Below are 16,287 nucleotides of genomic sequence, written 5' to 3'. Positions count from 1 at the left end.
CAACAGCCTGTCGGAATCGGCCAGAGTCCGACAGGGCTTGAACGGGAGGCGACCGGATCCGTTCATTACCTGACCGGCCCCTTCACCCGACGCGGACCGACGGGTCAACCCGTCCGGTGATCCCTTCCGTTAATCCATGACCTCGACGATCACGCGGTTGGTCTCGATTCCGGCCGCCGTCACGACCTGCACCTCGACGGGCCCCGGCTCCACATCCACCGGTACGGGCACGGTGAGCGAGGTGTCCGACGGATTGGCGAAGCCGCCGGGGACCGGCACCAGCGGGACATGGACATGGACCGCGCCGATCCTGACGACCATCCGGGCCAGCCGGTCCGGGGTGCCCGCGCCCGGCGGTACGAACCCGGCCCCGCGGATCTCGATGTCGTCGCCGGTACGGATCGGGGCGTCCAGATCGCCCGCCTCCCTGGCCCGTACCACCGACAGGACGACGGGCCGGCCGCCCTCCGCGTACTTCCCCGCGAAGTAGGTGGCGGCGGAGACCGCGACCAGCAGCGCCAGCGCCCAGGGCAGATCGGGCAGCTGCTCGGGCCGCCGGGCCAGCCGGACCGCCGAGAAGACCACGGCGACGGCGCTCACCAGCGTGTACTGCACATCCGTGAAGCTGCCGCGCCCGGCGTCGTCGCAGAGCAGATCGGCCAGCCGAGGCCGCTCGGCCCGTACCTTCTGGAGCCGCTGGCCCAGTACCCGTACGGACACCACCCGGCGTACGACGACGGCGATGGCGCACACCACCGCCAGTACGGTCACCAGGCCCGCGCCCCGGGCCAGTTCGAGACCGGCGATCAGCTCGTCGCGCCGGCCGGGCCCGGCGGCGCCCGCCAGCTGGAGCGCGAGGACGAGCACGGAGAAGACGGCGAGCAGGACCCAGGCGGAGGCGACGGTCCGTGAGGTCGACAGCCGGTTGTCCTCGCCGATCAGCGGCGCGAGCAGGCCGCCCCGGCTCCGGTGCAGCCGGGCGGCGACGGTCAGCAGCCCGGCGACGACGAGGGCGGCGAGCAGTCCGGCCGTACGCGCGAGCGTCCAGCCGGCCCCTATCGCGGTCGCGGACTGGACCAGCGCGAGCAGGGCGACCCCGCCCCACACCACCAGCAGCGTGCGCCGCCAGACGGTGTGCAGCCAGGCGTCGCCCGCCTCACGGCTGCGGTCGGCCACCGCGTTGGCGGACTGGGTGAGTTCGTCGGAGACCCACTGGCGCGAGGCCCCCGCCGAATGCGCCACCGCGGCGGGCAGCCCCTGCCCGGCGGCCAGTTCGTCCCGCTTCACCAGGAACGCGGCCACCGCCCGCCGGTGCCCCTCCCGCGCCCCGTGCGGGCAGTCCCCGCACGTACAGCCCCCGCCGTGCGCGCCCTGCCTCGCTTCTTGCACCGCCACGCCGAACGCCGCCTTCCCCGCCCCGTGCACCGAACTTCCTTGCAACGCAAGGAAATTCTGCCGCACGGAGGGCAACCAGCGCGCCGTAGAGGCGGTCCGGTCGGGTGACAACACCGTTACGGTGTTGACGCCGGAGGCGCGAAGCCCGTCACTCCCACTCGATGGTGCCCGGCGGCTTGCTCGTCACATCGAGGACCACGCGGTTGACCTCCGCGACCTCGTTGGTGATCCGCGTGGAGATCCGCGCCAGTACCTCGTACGGCATGCGCGTCCAGTCGGCGGTCATCGCGTCCTCGGACGAGACGGGCCTGAGCACGATCGGATGGCCGTACGTACGCCCGTCGCCCTGCACCCCCACGGACCGCACATCCGCGAGAAGGACCACCGGGCACTGCCAGATGTCCCGGTCGAGCCCGGCCGCGGTCAGCTCCTCGCGGGCGATCGCGTCGGCCTCGCGCAGCAGGTCGAGCCGCTCGCGCGTGACCTCGCCGACGATCCGGATACCGAGGCCGGGGCCGGGGAAGGGCTGGCGCTGGACGATCTCGTCCGGCAGCCCCAGCTCCTGGCCGACCATCCTGACCTCGTCCTTGAACAGCTTGCGCAGCGGCTCGACGAGCTCGAACTCGATGTCGTCGGGAAGCCCGCCGACATTGTGGTGCGACTTGATGTTGGCGGTGCCGGTGCCCCCGCCCGACTCGACCACGTCCGGGTACAGCGTGCCCTGGACGAGGAACGCGACGTCCTCGCCCTCCGCGCCCGCCTCGGCGACGATCTCGGCCTGCGCCTGCTCGAAGACCCGGATGAACTCACGGCCGATGATCTTCCGCTTCTGCTCGGGATCGGAGACCCCGGCCAGCGCGGTGAGGAAGCGCTCCTCGGCGTCGACGACCCTGAGCTGGACGCCCGTGGCGGCGACGAAGTCCTTCTCGACCTGCTCGGTCTCGCCCTTGCGCATCAGCCCGTGGTCGACATACACACAGGTCAGCTGGGGACCGATGGCCTTCTGCACGAGGGCGGCGGCCACGGCCGAGTCCACCCCGCCCGACAGCCCGCAGATGGCGCGCTTGGTGCCGACCTGCTCACGGATGAGGGCGACCTGCTCGTCCACCACATTGGCGGTGGTCCAGGTCGGCTCGATACCGGCGCCGCGGTAGAGGAAGTGCTCCAGGACCTGCTGGCCGTAGGTGGAGTGCATGACCTCGGGGTGGTGCTGCACCCCGTACAGCTTCTTCTCGTCGTTCTCGAACGCGGCGACCGGCACGACATCGGTGGAGGCCGTGACGGTGAATCCGGCGGGCGCGGCGGAGCAGGCGTCGCCGTGCGACATCCAGACGGACTGCTCGGCCGGGGTGCCCGCGAAGAGGGTGGAGCCGGTCTGGGAGACCCGCAGCTCCGTACGGCCGTACTCCCGCGCCCCCGTGTTGTCGACGGTCCCGCCGAGCGAGGTCGCCATCAGCTGGAAGCCGTAGCACATACCGAAGACGGGGACGCCCGCCTCGAAGAGCGAGCGGTCGACGCTCGGGGCGTTCTCCGCGTACACGGAGGACGGGCCGCCGGAGAGGATGATCGCCCGGGGCTTCTTGGCCAGCATCTCGGCCACCGGCATCGAGGACGGGACGATCTCGCTGTAGACCCGTGCCTCGCGGACGCGGCGGGCGATGAGCTGGGCGTACTGCGCGCCGAAATCGACGACGAGTACGACGTCGGGAGCGGCGGCGGGGGGTGCTGCTGGCACGGGGGCGGCCTTCCGGCGGTGATGGAACGGGGGATGTCGTGGTGCCAATTCTAACGGCGGGCGGACACCGGCCGGGGACGGCCGCTCGTCTCACCATCCGAACCCGCTTTGCCCCGCGCGGGTGCGCCGGGTCCATACTGTCCGCATGCACACGCAGCTGACCTTCGTCTTTACCTATGGCACCGGCCCGTCCGGCTGCCATGGTCGTGCTGCTTGAGCTGACAAGCGACTTCCCAGGCGCCCCGGGCCGACAAGGCCCGGGGCGTCTGTCGTGTTCGGGGCCCTGTGGCCGCCGGGGCCGTCCATCCCCCGAGCCACCCGGAAGGAACCCCGATATGCCCGACATGACTGTCACGGAGAACACCGGCGCCCGTACCGAAGAGGCCGCCGCCCTCATCGGAGACGCGCGCGAACGCGTCGACGCGCTGGACGACCGGATCATCGGTCTCGTCCAGGAACGGATGGCGGTCTCGGCCGTCATCCAGGACGCCCGGATCACCTCCGGTGGCCGCCGGGTCAATCTCTCCCGCGAGATGGAGATCCTCGGCCGCTACCGGGAAGCCCTCGGCAAACCGGGTACGGCGCTGGCGATGACCCTGCTGGAGCTGAGCCGGGGCCGCGTCTGAGCCGTGCCGCGTCCGGGGTCCCGCCGTATCCCTCGCCGTATCTGAGTTCGGGTGCCCTCTCACCCGTACGGCGCGTGACCGGGTCCCGCGAGGCTTCGTTGGACCGTGCGTCCGTGCCCAGCCAGGGGCGGCGAGCATGCAGGAAAAGCAGAGGAAAACCACGCGTGGCTCCGCCGGGGCGTGCGACGTACCGCAGGTGCGTCGTGGGACCTCGCCCCGGCGTTCGTGACCGGTCAGCAGGGGACAGCAGCCCGGTCACCCATGGGCGGTCGGCTCCGGGGACGCCCGGGGCCGACCGCCCTTCGCGGTCCTTCCGACGGGTCATGGACCGGTCATATCCGTGTGACACAGGCCACCTAAAGATTCTGTGAAGAACGCGGCAACCATTCCCGCATGTCACGGGTCTTGCTTGCGAAATCAACGGCCTCACCCGTGAACCCCACTCCTGGGAGGGCCCCACGACTTCACACCGCCCGTCGGGCGGTGTGCCGTACTTCGCTGAGGTCTTCATGAAGCTCCGCCGCGCCATGGCCGTCGCCGCCGCGACCGCAGTCATAGCCCCTGCCGCCTTCTTCTCCGCCCCGGCCGCGTTCGCCACCGACGGTGAGAACGCCCCGCAGCCCGCCACGAGCGAGGCGCCCGAGTCCACCGAGCCCACCGCGCCGGAGACCACCGAGGAGAGCGAGACCCCGCCCACCACGGGCGAGACTCCCGCGGAGGGCGGGGAAGAGGCGCCGCAGTCTCCCGAGAAGGAGGCTCCGCAGTCCGCCGAGGAGGCTCCCGCGCCCGGAACGGAACTCTCCGAGCAGCAGGGTACGAAGCCCTCCGAGCCCGCGCCCGCGTCGTCCGACTCGACGACGAAGCCCGCGACCGAGCCGAGCGACGGCCCGGTCGAATGCGTCGACACCGAGGAGGGCATCTACGACGACCAGCTCCGGACGAGCCTCTCCGGGCTGCCGGAGCGCATCGTCGCGGGCAGCGGCTTCCACTCCTTCAAGCTCAACGTCACGAACAAGGGCAAGAACGACTACGGGCGCGTCGACCTCGGTGTCTTCGCGTTCCAGATCGACGACAAGGACTGGGACCCGAGCACCGGTTATCTCACCCTCCAGTACAAGGACCCCGAGTCCGGCGTCTGGACCCCGATCTCCCTGGACGACAACGACGCGGGCGCCGGTTACCTCGGCTACACGGGCGTCAAGGCGAAGGAGTCGTTCTCCGTCGACCTGCGCCTGAGCGTGGCCAAGTCCGCCCCGGCCGGGCTCGGTTACGCCGTCAGCATCGGTGTCTACGCCAACGACGAGGGCAACTGCGTCTACTCGGACGACGAGTCGTTCTACGAGTTCGACATCGTGGCCGCCGGTACGGACCCGGGCGACCCGAACGAGGCCAAGCCGCAGGAGGGTGGCAAGAAGCCCCTCCCCGCAAAGCCGGCCGGCAACACCGAGATCAAGCCGCAGGGGCACCTCGCCGAGACCGGCTCCTCCTCGGTGGTTCCCGTCATCGGCATGGTCGGTGGCATCGCCATCGTCGCGGGCGCCGGTGTGATGTTCGCGATGAAGCGCCGCAGGAGCGACGCCGCCGCGTAACGCGCACGGCGACGCGCACGGCGACAGGCACGACAGAGAAACACAGAGGCTCAGTGGGGCGCTGCACTCGGAGGGGGGTGCAGCGCCCCGCTGTCTGCGCGTCCGCCGTCACGCCCGCTTCGGCGGGACCTTGGGCATCGCCACGAACGGCAGCCTCAGCGCCCCGAACGCCTCCTCCGGCACCGCCGGGGACACCGGTGCCACCGGATCCTGTCTCACGTACGCGGCGCCCTGCTCGGGACGGGGGTCGGGCTCGCCCTTGTTCGGCCAGAACGACATGGCGCGCTCGGCCTGGGCCGTGATCGTCAGGGACGGGTTCACCCCCAGGTTCGCCGAGACCGCCGAGCCGTCGACCACCGAGATGCCGGGGTACCCGTACAGCCGGTGGTACGGATCGATCACGCCCTCCTCGGCCGACGCCCCGATGACGCAGCCGCCCAGGAAGTGCGCGGTCAGCGGCGTACCCATCAGCTCGCCCACATTGCTGCCCGCGAAGCCGTTGATCTCCTCCGCGATCAGCGTCGCGGCCCGGGTCGCCTCGGGTATCTGCTTCGGGTTGGGGGCGCCGTGGCCCTGGCGCGCGGTGAGCAGTCCCTTCCCCAGGCCGCCCGGTTTCCGGTAGGTCGTCAGGGAGTTGTCCAGCGACTGCATGACGAGGCCGATGATGGTCCGCTCCGACCAGCGGCGGTTGGAGAGCGAACGGAGCAGCCGCAGGGGGTGCCTGGCCGCGTTCCCGAGCCAGCTCCGTACCCGCCGCTCGCTCCGCGGCACCTGGAGGATCGACAGCGCGCCCATCGCGTTGGAGCCCCTGCCGTAGCGCACCGGCTCGATATGGGTGGTGTCGTTCGGGTGGATCGAGGACGTGATGGCGACGCCCCGGGTGAAGTCGGCCCGCGCCGCGCCGTGCCGGGCGCGGTAGCGGCGGTCGTCGGTCTGCGCGCCCACCAGGGCCTCGGAGTTGCTGCGGGTCAGCTCGCCGAGCCGGGCCGAGAGGCGCGGCAGGAGTCCGCGGTCCCGCATGGTGTGCAACAGGGTCTGGGTGCCGTACGTACCGGCGGCGATCACGACGCGGCGGGCGCGCAGGACGCGCGCCCGGCCCTTCCGGCGGCCCTTCCCGCGCACCTGGGTGGGCACCGTCGTGACGCGGAAGCCGCCCTTCCCGTCCTCCGTCACCGCGACCACCGAGGTCATCGGATGGACGACCGCCCCGGCGCGCTCGGCCAGATACAGATAGTTCTCGTTGAGGGTGTTCTTGGCGCCGTGCCGGCAGCCCGTCATGCACTCGCCGCACTCCCGGCAGGCGTTGCGCGAGGGGCCCGCCCCGCCGAAGTACGGGTCGTCCACGGCCTCCCCGGGCCGCGCCCTCGCCGTACCGTCCGCGTCCTGGCCGTCCCCGAAGAAGACCCCGACCGGCGCCGGATGGAAGCTCTCGCCGACGCCCATCGCCTCGGCCGCCGCCTTCAGATGGACGTCCGAGGGGGTCATGGTCGGGTTGAGCCGTACGCCGAGCATGCGCCGCGCCTGGTCGTAGTAGGGCTTCAGCTCCTGCCGCCAGTCGGTGATGGCGGCCCACTGCGGGTCGTCGAAGAACGCGGCGGGCGGTACATACAGCGTGTTGGCGTAGTTGAGGGAGCCGCCGCCGACCCCGGCGCCCGCCAGCACCATCACATTGCCGAGGAGATGGACGCGCTGGATGCCGTACAGCCCGAGGGCGGGGGCCCACAGATAGTTCTTGAGGTCCCAGGAGTTCCTGGGGAGGGTGGCACGGGTGAAGCGGCGGCCCGCCTCCAGGACGCCGACCCGGTATCCCTTCTCGGTCAGCCGCAGCGCGGAGACCGAGCCGCCGAAGCCGGAGCCGACGACGATCACGTCGTAGTCGTACGCGTCACTGTCCTGTGCCACTGGCTCTCCTCATTGAGAACGTCCGTGTGCTGAACCGGCGCGTCACGGCCCGCCGCGTCACAAACCGGCGCGTCACGAACCGGCGCGTCACGGCCCGGCGCGTCACCGACTACCGCAGCCGCAGCGCCTTCATGATCCGCAGACTGTGGCTCATGAAGGCCGCGTGCTTCTCGTCGTCCATCCCGAAGGACGGTGCCAGGGGCAGGATCCGCTGCTGCGCGACCGTCTGGGCCTCGGTGAACTTGAGGATCCCCTCGGCGCCGTGCCGCCGGCCGAGACCGGAGTCCTTCATGCCGCCCATCGGCGAGCGCACGCTGCCGTACGCCGGCGCGTATCCCTCGTTGATGTTGACCGTGCCCGTACGCAGCCGGGCCGCGACCGCGTGGCCGCGCCGGGAGTCCTTCGTCCACACGCTCGCGTTGAGGCCGTACGGCGTGGCGTTGGCGAGGCCGATCACCTCGTCCTCGTCGCCGAACCGGTAGACGGAGACGACCGGGCCGAAGGTCTCCTCCGTGCACACCGCCATCGGCGCGTCGACCCCGTCCAGGATGGTCGGCTCGTAGAAGAGCGGTCCGATGTCGGGACGGGCGACGCCGCCCGCGAGGACCGTGGCGCCCTTGGCGACGGCCTCCTCGACATGGCGGGTGACCGTCTCCAGCTGGCGTTCGCCCACGAGGGAGCCCATGTCGGCGCCGTACGCGAGGGAGTTGCCGAGCCGCATGGCCTTCGTACGGGCGGCGAACCGCTCCAGGAACGCGTCCGCGACCGAGTCATGGACATACAGCCGCTCGATGGAGATGCAGAGCTGTCCGGCGGAGGAGAAGCAGGCGCGCACCGCGCCCGCCGCCGCCTTCTCCACATCGGCGTCCGCGAGAACCAGCATGGCGTTCTTGCCGCCGAGTTCGAGCGAGACGCCGACGAGCCGGTCGGCGGCGCCCCTGGCGACCTCGCGGCCGGTACGGGTCGAGCCGGTGAAGGAGACGTAGTCGGCGTGCCTGACGACCTCCGGGCCGATGACCGGGCCCTCGCCGAGGACGACGAGGAAGACCTCGGGCGGCAGCCCGGCCTCGATCAGCAGATCGCGGGCCCACAGCGCGGTGAGCGCGGTCTCGGTGTCCGGCTTCATCACGACGGCGTTGCCCGCCACGAACGCGGGCAGCGCGTCGCCCGCGGACAGCTCCAACGGGTAGTTCCAGGGCGCGATCTGGCCGATGACCCCGCGCGGCTGACGCAGCTCGGTGACCTTCGTCAGGGTCGGGATGACGCCGGTGTGGCGCCTGGGCCGCAGATACGACCCCGCCGCCCGCCCGTAGTGCCGGGCCTCGACGGCCAGCCCCTGGACCTCTTCGTGCGCGTGCAGCCTGGCCTTGCCGGTCTCCAGCTGGATCAGGTCGAGCACCTCGGCCTGGCGTTCCAGCAGGAGATCGTGGAAGCGGAGCAGCACCGCGGCCCGCTGCCGCACGGGCAGGGCCGCCCAGAGGGGCTGGGCCGCGCGGGCGCGCTCGAAGGCCGTCGCCACGTCCTCGGGCGTGGACTCGGGCAGCTCCGCCAGCCGCTCCCCGGTGAAGGGCGCGTGGTTGGCGGTACGGCCCGAGCCGACGACACCGCGGGTGAGCCGGACGACCACCTCGGGGGTGACCACATCGGCCGCGGTCCGCACACCGGCCGGGGCGACGGCCACCGGGTTGGTACCGAGGGTCCCGGGGGCGCCGTGGACGGTGGTGGGCGTGGCGGCGGGGGCCTGCGAGTCCGTCATGAGGGCGAGCGTATGCCGCGATCCCGGCTTTGGGTACCCGTCGGTAACAGCTTTTCACCGGGTGCTCACATCGCGCCAGCGATCACTGGCACATCACCCCTGATCAGCGGTTCACGGCGGCCCGGGGCGTGGCCGGCGCGGCATCCGGTCGCTGCGACTGCTCGGGGGCATCCAGTCAATGTGACTGCCCAGGGGCGTCCGGTCGTTACGACTGCTCAAGGTCGAGATGCTCGGCGACCGTCGCGTACAGCTCCTCGCCGTCCTTCACCACGGCGCCCTCGGCGGGCATGAGCACGCTCAGCCGCAGATAGGAGTCGTCCTTGCCGGGAATGACGAGTTGGTGCCGGCGGTGGCGGATGGGGAAGTCGTCCGAATCGCTGTAGCCGGTGAAGTCGACGACCAGCTCGAAGCCCGGCTTGCCCTGGTGCTCGACCTCCTTGGTGGTGACCTCGGCGTCCTTCATCTCCGTACCGTTCTCACCACCGCTCTCGTAGTACGCCTTCCAGACGTCCGCCTTCGGCTCCAGAACGTCGTTGTCCGGCAGCTTCTGGTTCCGCTCGAAGAAGATGCCGAAGACGCCGCTGGGGTCGTTGTAGGTGACGCCGGTGTCATCGGTGCGCTGCTCGCGCCGGTAGTCGTTGGGGACCCCGACCTTGGCGCGGAGGATCTCGTTCTCCGGACGGATCCCCCAGCCCTCGGGGAGCCCTCCGCCCCCGAACGGGTTGACGAAGATCAGTACGAGGGCGACGGCCACGGCCAGCACGCCCGCGCCCAGGCCGTACCGCGCCGGACGGCTCCGCCGAAGGACCGGAGGGACCCATCCGCCGAGGCCCGTGGCAGCGAGTTCGGGGCCGGGTCCGGGTCCGGAGTACGCCCGGGTGGCGGCCGGCGGACGCGCCACCGACTCCAGGACCGCCCGGATCTCCGCCGCGTCCGGCCGCGCCGCCGGGTCCTTGCGCAGCAGCCGCATCACGAGCGTGCCGAACGCCCCCGAGCCGCGCGCGGGCATCTGCGGCTCCGCCGACAGCACGGCCTGGAGCGTGGCGGGCACGTGGGAGCGGCGGTACGGCGACACGCCCTCGACCGCCGCGTACAGCACCACGCCCAGCGACCACAGGTCCGACTCAGGACCCGGCTGCTGGCCGAGCACCCGCTCGGGCGCGATGAACTCGGGCGAGCCGACGAACGCGCCGGTCTCCGTCAGCCCCTGCTCGCCCTCGACCTGCGCGATCCCGAAGTCGCTGAGGACGACGCGGTCGCCGCGCCCGAGGAGCACGTTGTCCGGCTTGACGTCACGGTGCAGTACGCCCTTCTCGTGGGCCGCCGTGAGCGCGTCCAGTACGGCGAGTCCGATACGGGCCGCCTCGCGCGGGTCGAGCGTGCCCTCCTGGAGCCGGTCGGCGAGCGACTGACCGCGCACCAGCTCCATCACGATCCAGGGTTTGGCGTCCTCGATCACCACATCGTGCATGGTGACGACGGCCGGGTGCTCGATCTTGGCGGCGGCGCGGGCCTCTCGCTGCATCCGCAGATACACACGGTCCCGGTCGCGCTCGCCCACGTTGTCCGGGACCCGCGGCTCCTTGATCGCCACCTCGCGGTCCACGACCTCGTCGTGCGCCAGCCAGACCGTGCCCATCCCGCCGTGTCCGAGCCGGGAGACCAGCCGGTAGCGGCCACCGAGCAGGTGCCTGGCGGCCGGATCGGCGACGGAAGCCTGCGCGGGGGCGTGCCCGGTCTGTGTGGGCGGATATCCGGTGCTCTGTGGTCCGGCGTTGTGTGCTCCGGCGCTCTGTGGTCCTGCGTTCTGCGGTCCGGCGCTCTGTGGCGGCACCTGCGGCGCGTCCGGCGGCCTGAGTTCGTAACTGGTGGGCTCGTTCACCCGTCCCCCGTCGTTGTTCATGTACGCATCCTCACGAAGTACGGCCGCGAGCGCGGGGCCGTATCACTGGCCGGTGTCGGTCGCCGGCGCCTGCCAACTGCGCAGTACGGCGTCGAACTGCTTGCGCGTCGTCGCCCAGTCCTCCTCGGGACCGGCCATATAGATCGCGTACTCCGTACCGCTGTCGTCCGAGTAGTAGATCTGGTCGATCGCGTGCCGCTTGCCGGGGTTCCCGGTCTTCTCGGTCCAGGTGAATTCCCAGAGGGCGGCCTTCGCCTTGTCGCGGTAGTTGTTCGGGGCCAGTTGGAGCCGGGCGTACTCCGGGAAGTTCTGGACGGACTTCTCCATGTTCAGCAGGTGCGCGTACGGGGTGTCGAAGTCGGGCGTGCCGACGCTGATGCGTATGAGGTGGCGGCCGTTGTCCGGGGTGAAGTCGATCTGGTCGCCGCTCGTCCGGCGCTCCCAGCCCTGGGGGACGTTGAGGCTGAAGCCCTCCTCGGCCTCGACACGGGTCCAGCCTTCTGGCGTGGTCCCGCCGCCGGCGTCTCCCGCGCCCGCCGTAGCGCCGGCCGTGCCGTCCGCGCCGTCTTCCGTCGTACCGTCCGTCGGGTCGTCCGCCGGATCTCCGCCCGCCGAACCGTCCTTCGCCGAACCGTCGTTCGCGGACTGACCGCCCGTGTTGCCGGTGGAGGCACCGGCGTCGCCGTACTTCAGGGCGGCGAAGCCGGCGCCGCCGCCGAGGACCGCCGCGGCGACCACGGCGACGAGCGTCGTACGCCACCGTTTCCGGCGGGCGGAGCCCGAGGGCGCGGCCGGTGACGCGGGAACGGCCGGGGAGCCCGGCGCCGGGCCGGGCACGGAGCTGGTGACGGGAACGGTCGCGGGGCCGGTGACGGGAACGGTCCCGTGGCCGGTGACGGGAACGGTCGCGGCGGGCGCGAAGGGCGGCCCGGCGGGCGGCGGTTGCGGGGCCGCCGGCGGTTGCGCGGCGACCGGCTGCGGCTCTCCGTACGGCAGTTGGCGCGTCGGCTCCTGCTCCGCCGCCCCGGCGGCCGTCCGCCCCTCCGCCACCTCGCGCAGCATGCGCTCGCTCTGCTCGGCCCCGGGCCGCCCGTCCGGGTCCTTCCGCAGCAGCGCGGCGATGACGGGCGCGAGCGGGCCCGCCTGGTCGGGGTGGTCGGGCTCGTCCGTCACCACGGCCTGCATGGTGGTCAGCGGAGAACTCCGGCGGAACGGCGAGACCCCCTGCACCGCCGTGTAGAGCGTGACCCCGAGCGACCAGAGGTCGGAGGCGGGGCCGGGGTCGCCGCCCCGTACCCGTTCGGGCGCCAGATAGTCGATGGAGCCGATGAGTTCACCGGTCCTGGTGATGGTCGAGTCGCCCTCTATCGCCGCGATGCCGAAGTCGGTGAGCAGCACCCGGCCGTCGCGCGCGAGCATGACATTGCCCGGCTTCACATCGCGGTGCAGCACCCCGGCCGCGTGCGCCGCGCGCAGCGCGTCGAGGACCGCGAGACCGATCCTGGCCGCCTCGCGGTGGTCGATCCGGCCGGACTCCTTCACGGCGTCGGCGAGGGAGGGACCGTCGACGTACTGCATGACGATCCACGGCCGGCCGTCGTGTTCCAGCACATCGTGGACGGTGACGACAGCCGGGTGGCTGATCCGGGCGGCGGCCCGCGCCTCCTTCTGCGTCCGCTGGTGCAGTACGGCACGGTCGGCCTCGGAGACGTAGCGTCCCGCGGTCAACTCCTTGATGGCGACGACCCGGTGGAGCACTTCGTCATGCGCTCGCCACACCTTGCCCATGCCGCCGCTGCCGATGGACTCGGCCAGCCGGTAACGCCCGGCGAGCAACGACCCCGCGTTCACCGCGTTCCCGCCCGAGTCCGTTCCCATGCTCTGTGTTCGCTCCACGTCCCAGCCCCGTTCCTTGGGGTCACAGATTACGGAGGGGGCATACGGGACGGAACCTCGGGTCGCTCACGGAAACCGCACTGTGACGCGTGACCAGCGTTGTACGGGGCATGAGTTGGGACTCATGTGACTCATACCTGATGCCTCGAACCTGCTGCCTGCTGCCTGCTGCCCGACGCTCAGCCGGTGACCCGGTAGGCGCCGGTCGCCTGCTGGTAGATCTCGTTGACCTTGTCCCGCTGTCCGTCCGGGCCGATGACCTGGATGATGTGGTACCGGCCGTCGACGATCATCGCGAGGTTCCGTACGAACACGTCACGCCCGCTGCTGTCCTGCCAGGTGTACTGCCCCTCCGCCATGGCCTGCCGGCCCACATCGATCCTGCGCACGCCGGAGGCCGTGGACCAGGACGAGTCCCGGAACGGCTGGAGTTCCCGCTCCTTGTCGCGCTGATAGGCGATCGGGTCGCCGCCGTTCTCCGCCACGCTGTCCCGGCCGGGCACCACGATCAGCGTGAAGTCGCCCCCGACATAGCGGACTTGACCGCTGTCGTTGATGGGACGCCGCTGCCAGCTCTTGTCGACCGCGACCCGGAAGCCCTCGGAGTCCGTGCGCAGGACATAGCCGTCGGCGAGATCGACACCGGGACCCGAGGTCTGGGGCGCCGAGCCATCGGACGCGGTCGAGCCGGAGCTGCCAGGACCCGGCGACTCCGGCGCGGCGGACGCGCTGGGGCTCGCCTCACCGACGCTCTGGCCCTGCTGCTGCGTATCCGCCTTCGGCAGGAACATCACGGCGTAGACGATGGCCGCCACGAGCAGCAGCAGGATGAGGATCAGCAGGTTGCGGCCGAGGGAACGGGGGCCGCGGCCGACGCCCTTCCCGGTCTTCCCGCCCCTGTCGTACCTGTCGTACCTGTCCGGACCGTCGAATCCGTCCGACCTGTCGAACCGCTCCGGTCCGGCCGTCCGCTCGGGCCCGTCCAGCAGCCGGTCCAGTCGTTCCGTGCGCTCATGCGGCGCGTCGGCCCTGAGCGCGTGCTCGTTCTCGCGCTCGTGCTCCCGCTCGTACGGCCGTCGCTCGTCGAGACCTGCCCGGCCGCCCTTCTCCCTGCGCTCCTTGACGCGCTCCTTGCCCTTCTTGTGGCGGTGGCGTCCGCCCAGGTCACGGCCACGCCCGCGACGCCTGCGCACCAGCTCGCCCCGGCGGCGCACGATCGGCAGCCGGGTCTCGTCCGCGGGCACCGGTACGACATCGAGACCGGCCTCCGGCTCGGGCGCGGACCGTACGAGCGAGCGCAGCCAGCCGCGCAGCTCCTCGAAGTCCGGCCGCTCGGTGGGGTCCTGACGCAGCAGCGACTCCACGACGGGGCGCAGCGGACCGCACTCCTCGGCGAAGGCGGGCGGTTCGGCGCAGACGAGCTGCACCAGCTCGATGGCGCTCTCCTCGGGGTACGGGGCATGGCCCTGCACCGCGCGGTACAGCAGCGCGCCGAGGGCCCACAGGTCGGTGGCGGGCCCGATGGGCGGTGCCAGCTGCCAGTTCTCGTGGACGGGACCGGCCTGCTCGGGCGCCCAGCGCTCGGTGACGGCGCCGACGACCGCGATCCTGGCCTGCCGGGCGCGCTCGGCGGCGAGCGGGGTGGCTGGGCCGCGGTACGCGGGCACGGAGCCGCTCGCGACTATCTCGTCCCAGCGCCCGGCGCCCGCGCCCTGCCCGGTGACGGCGGGCAGCTGGGCGGAGTGGCGCTGCGAGTCGGCGCGGAACGCGTCGCGCGCCCCGCCGGTCTGCCAGTTGCCGCCGCCTCCGCCGCTGCCGCCGTGTCCGGAGTACGGGGTGTCGCCGCCACGGGCGACGAGGGCGCCCGAGCCGGACTCGGAGCCGGAGCCGCCTGGCGGCAGCGCGGGAATGCCGGACGTACCACCCGAGGACGCGTCGCCGCCGCCCCCGAAGGGGCCCGCCGAGTCCGGGCCGTACGGGCTGCCGCCCGCCGGTACCGAGCCCGAGGCGTCGTTCCAGGGCGCCGGGCCGTCCCGCCAGACACCGGCCAGCTGGGCGCGGTAGGGCGTGGGCGGGTCGTCGTCCTCGTCGATGTCGGCATCGGCGTCCGTGTCCGCGAAGGTGCGCGGCTTGGCCCACCAGTCCGGGTCGAGGCTCGTGCCCTGCGGACCGCTGCCTGCGCCGGAGCCGGTGGTCGCGCCCCCGGCGCCTCCCGTACCCGCCGAGCCCCTCGTACCCGTCGGACCGCCACTGCCACTGCCCGCCGTACCGCCCGAGGGCCCCGGGCCGGCGGGGATGCCTGTGCTGCTCGCGCCGGTCGTGCCGGTCGTACCGCTCGTGCCGGAGCCCTGGTCCTCGGTGGCGCGCGCGGCGGCACGCGCTCCCGCGCGGTACGCGGCGATGGCTCCGGCGCGCGCGGCACGGATGTCGCCCGACGCGCTCCCGCCCGGCAGCGCCGGCTGGCCGCCGTACGGCGCGGGGATGCCGGGGGTGCCGTGGTGCGGACGCGGCATGGCACCGGACGTACCGGACGAGGTGCCGTCGTCGTACGGACTGTCCGCGCCGCGGCCCGTCCCCAGCGCGGCGCGGCCCGGCGCGCCGGGCACCCCCGCCGTCGGCCCGGGGTCGTACGGCAGAGCCGACGTCCGCGAGCCGGTCAGCCCTTCCGTCGGCGCGTACTGTCCGGGCGGGCCGAGCTGTTCGTACGACCCCTGCTGTCCGCGCGCTCCCAGTTCCTCGTGCGGCGCGTGGGGCTCATGGAGTCCGTGCTGCTCGCGTGGTGCCTGGTGGTCCTGCTCCTCGAACCGGTCCGGCGGCTCGGGCACCGGCGCGTATCCGCACAGCGCCTCTTCCGCCGCGCCCGCGGCGAGCCCGGTGAGCACCACGCGCCCGTCGTCGCAGACGAGGACGGTACGGACGGTGATGTTCCGGTGGGTCCAGCCGTGCGCGTGCACCACGCGCACCGCGGTGAGCACATCGGAGGCGATCTCGGCGGCCCGGAAGGGGTTCAGCGGGCGCTCGGCGAGCAGCGCGGCGAGCGGTCTGGCCGCGACCAGTTCACTCACTATCCACAGGGAACCGGCCTCCGCGAACACGTCGAAGACCTGGTCGAGCCGGGGGTGATCGGGGATCTGGGCGGCGCTCTGCGCGGCCTCGATGGCCCGCCGCACCGCCGGATCCGTATGCCTGCGTGCCGAACGCCCCGAGGTCCGGCGCGGCGCCGCGGCGCCGTCCGCGTCCACCACCTCCGCGTCCACGACCTCCGGCAACGGCACCTGTCTGACGAGGACTTCCTGCCCGCTGTACGTATCGAAGGCGCGGGTCTCGACAAGGTCGTACTCATCGGAGGGTGGCAACGGCAGGCGATAGCGGTCGGCAAGCACCCGTCCCGCGTAGTCGTCCACAACGCCTCCCCACAACACGCTGTCTCCCGGTCCCGGAGACCCGCGAAACCGCCAATTCCGGTCGTTTACCGGCTCATTGTG

Annotated in this window: 9 protein-coding genes; 2 read left to right on the top strand and 7 right to left on the bottom strand. The window is 72.1% G+C overall.

Annotated elements, in window-relative coordinates; all coding sequences use genetic code 11:
- Window positions 1-129: 129 nt before the first annotated feature.
- Both ACFRKB_RS08115 and guaA read right to left on the bottom strand, forming a co-directional pair.
- Window positions 130-1,395: a hypothetical protein gene (locus ACFRKB_RS08115; protein ID WP_383104494.1), complete on the bottom strand. Its 1,266-nt coding sequence runs from the start codon at window positions 1,393-1,395 to the stop codon at window positions 130-132.
- A 148-nt stretch (window positions 1,396-1,543) separates the two neighbouring features.
- On the bottom strand, window positions 1,544-3,130 hold the full coding sequence (gene guaA / locus ACFRKB_RS08110) for a glutamine-hydrolyzing GMP synthase (protein ID WP_383104236.1): 1,587 nt from the start codon (window positions 3,128-3,130) through the stop codon (window positions 1,544-1,546).
- Between the two features lie 335 nt (window positions 3,131-3,465).
- Here guaA and ACFRKB_RS08105 point away from each other — a divergent pair, with 335 nt between their 5' ends.
- Together ACFRKB_RS08105 and ACFRKB_RS08100 are read left to right on the top strand one after the other, a co-directional pair.
- Window positions 3,466-3,756 (top strand): chorismate mutase, encoded by a 291-nt coding sequence (locus tag ACFRKB_RS08105; protein WP_365972328.1) that lies wholly within the window; start codon window positions 3,466-3,468, stop codon window positions 3,754-3,756.
- Window positions 3,757-4,241: 485 nt separating this feature from the next.
- A complete protein-coding gene (locus ACFRKB_RS08100; RefSeq protein WP_383104235.1) occupies window positions 4,242-5,345 on the top strand; it encodes a hypothetical protein in 1,104 nt (367 codons plus the stop codon).
- Window positions 5,346-5,453: 108 nt separating this feature from the next.
- Here the strand turns inward: ACFRKB_RS08100 and ACFRKB_RS08095 are convergent, their stop codons facing one another.
- From ACFRKB_RS08095 to ACFRKB_RS08075, 5 genes are all read right to left on the bottom strand, one after another.
- Window positions 5,454-7,247 (bottom strand): GMC oxidoreductase, encoded by a 1,794-nt coding sequence (locus tag ACFRKB_RS08095; RefSeq protein ID WP_383104233.1) that lies wholly within the window; start codon window positions 7,245-7,247, stop codon window positions 5,454-5,456.
- A gap of 109 nt (window positions 7,248-7,356) precedes the next feature.
- Window positions 7,357-9,003, bottom strand: coding sequence for a succinic semialdehyde dehydrogenase (locus ACFRKB_RS08090; RefSeq protein ID WP_383104231.1), 1,647 nt, complete (start codon window positions 9,001-9,003; stop codon window positions 7,357-7,359).
- 205 nt (window positions 9,004-9,208) lie between these two features.
- Window positions 9,209-10,906, bottom strand: a complete 1,698-nt coding sequence (locus ACFRKB_RS08085) for a serine/threonine-protein kinase (protein ID WP_383104230.1) — start codon at window positions 10,904-10,906, stop codon at window positions 9,209-9,211.
- Window positions 10,907-10,948: 42 nt separating this feature from the next.
- Window positions 10,949-12,784, bottom strand: coding sequence for a serine/threonine-protein kinase (locus ACFRKB_RS08080; RefSeq protein ID WP_383104229.1), 1,836 nt, complete (start codon window positions 12,782-12,784; stop codon window positions 10,949-10,951).
- A gap of 197 nt (window positions 12,785-12,981) precedes the next feature.
- Window positions 12,982-16,206 (bottom strand): serine/threonine protein kinase, encoded by a 3,225-nt coding sequence (locus ACFRKB_RS08075; protein ID WP_383104227.1) that lies wholly within the window; start codon window positions 16,204-16,206, stop codon window positions 12,982-12,984.
- Window positions 16,207-16,287 lie beyond the last annotated feature (81 nt).

This window comes from Streptomyces scopuliridis (assembly GCF_042790125.1).
Taxonomy (GTDB): Bacteria; Actinomycetota; Actinomycetes; order Streptomycetales; family Streptomycetaceae; genus Streptomyces; species Streptomyces scopuliridis_A.
This window is presented reverse-complemented; position numbering and strand designations above follow the sequence as displayed.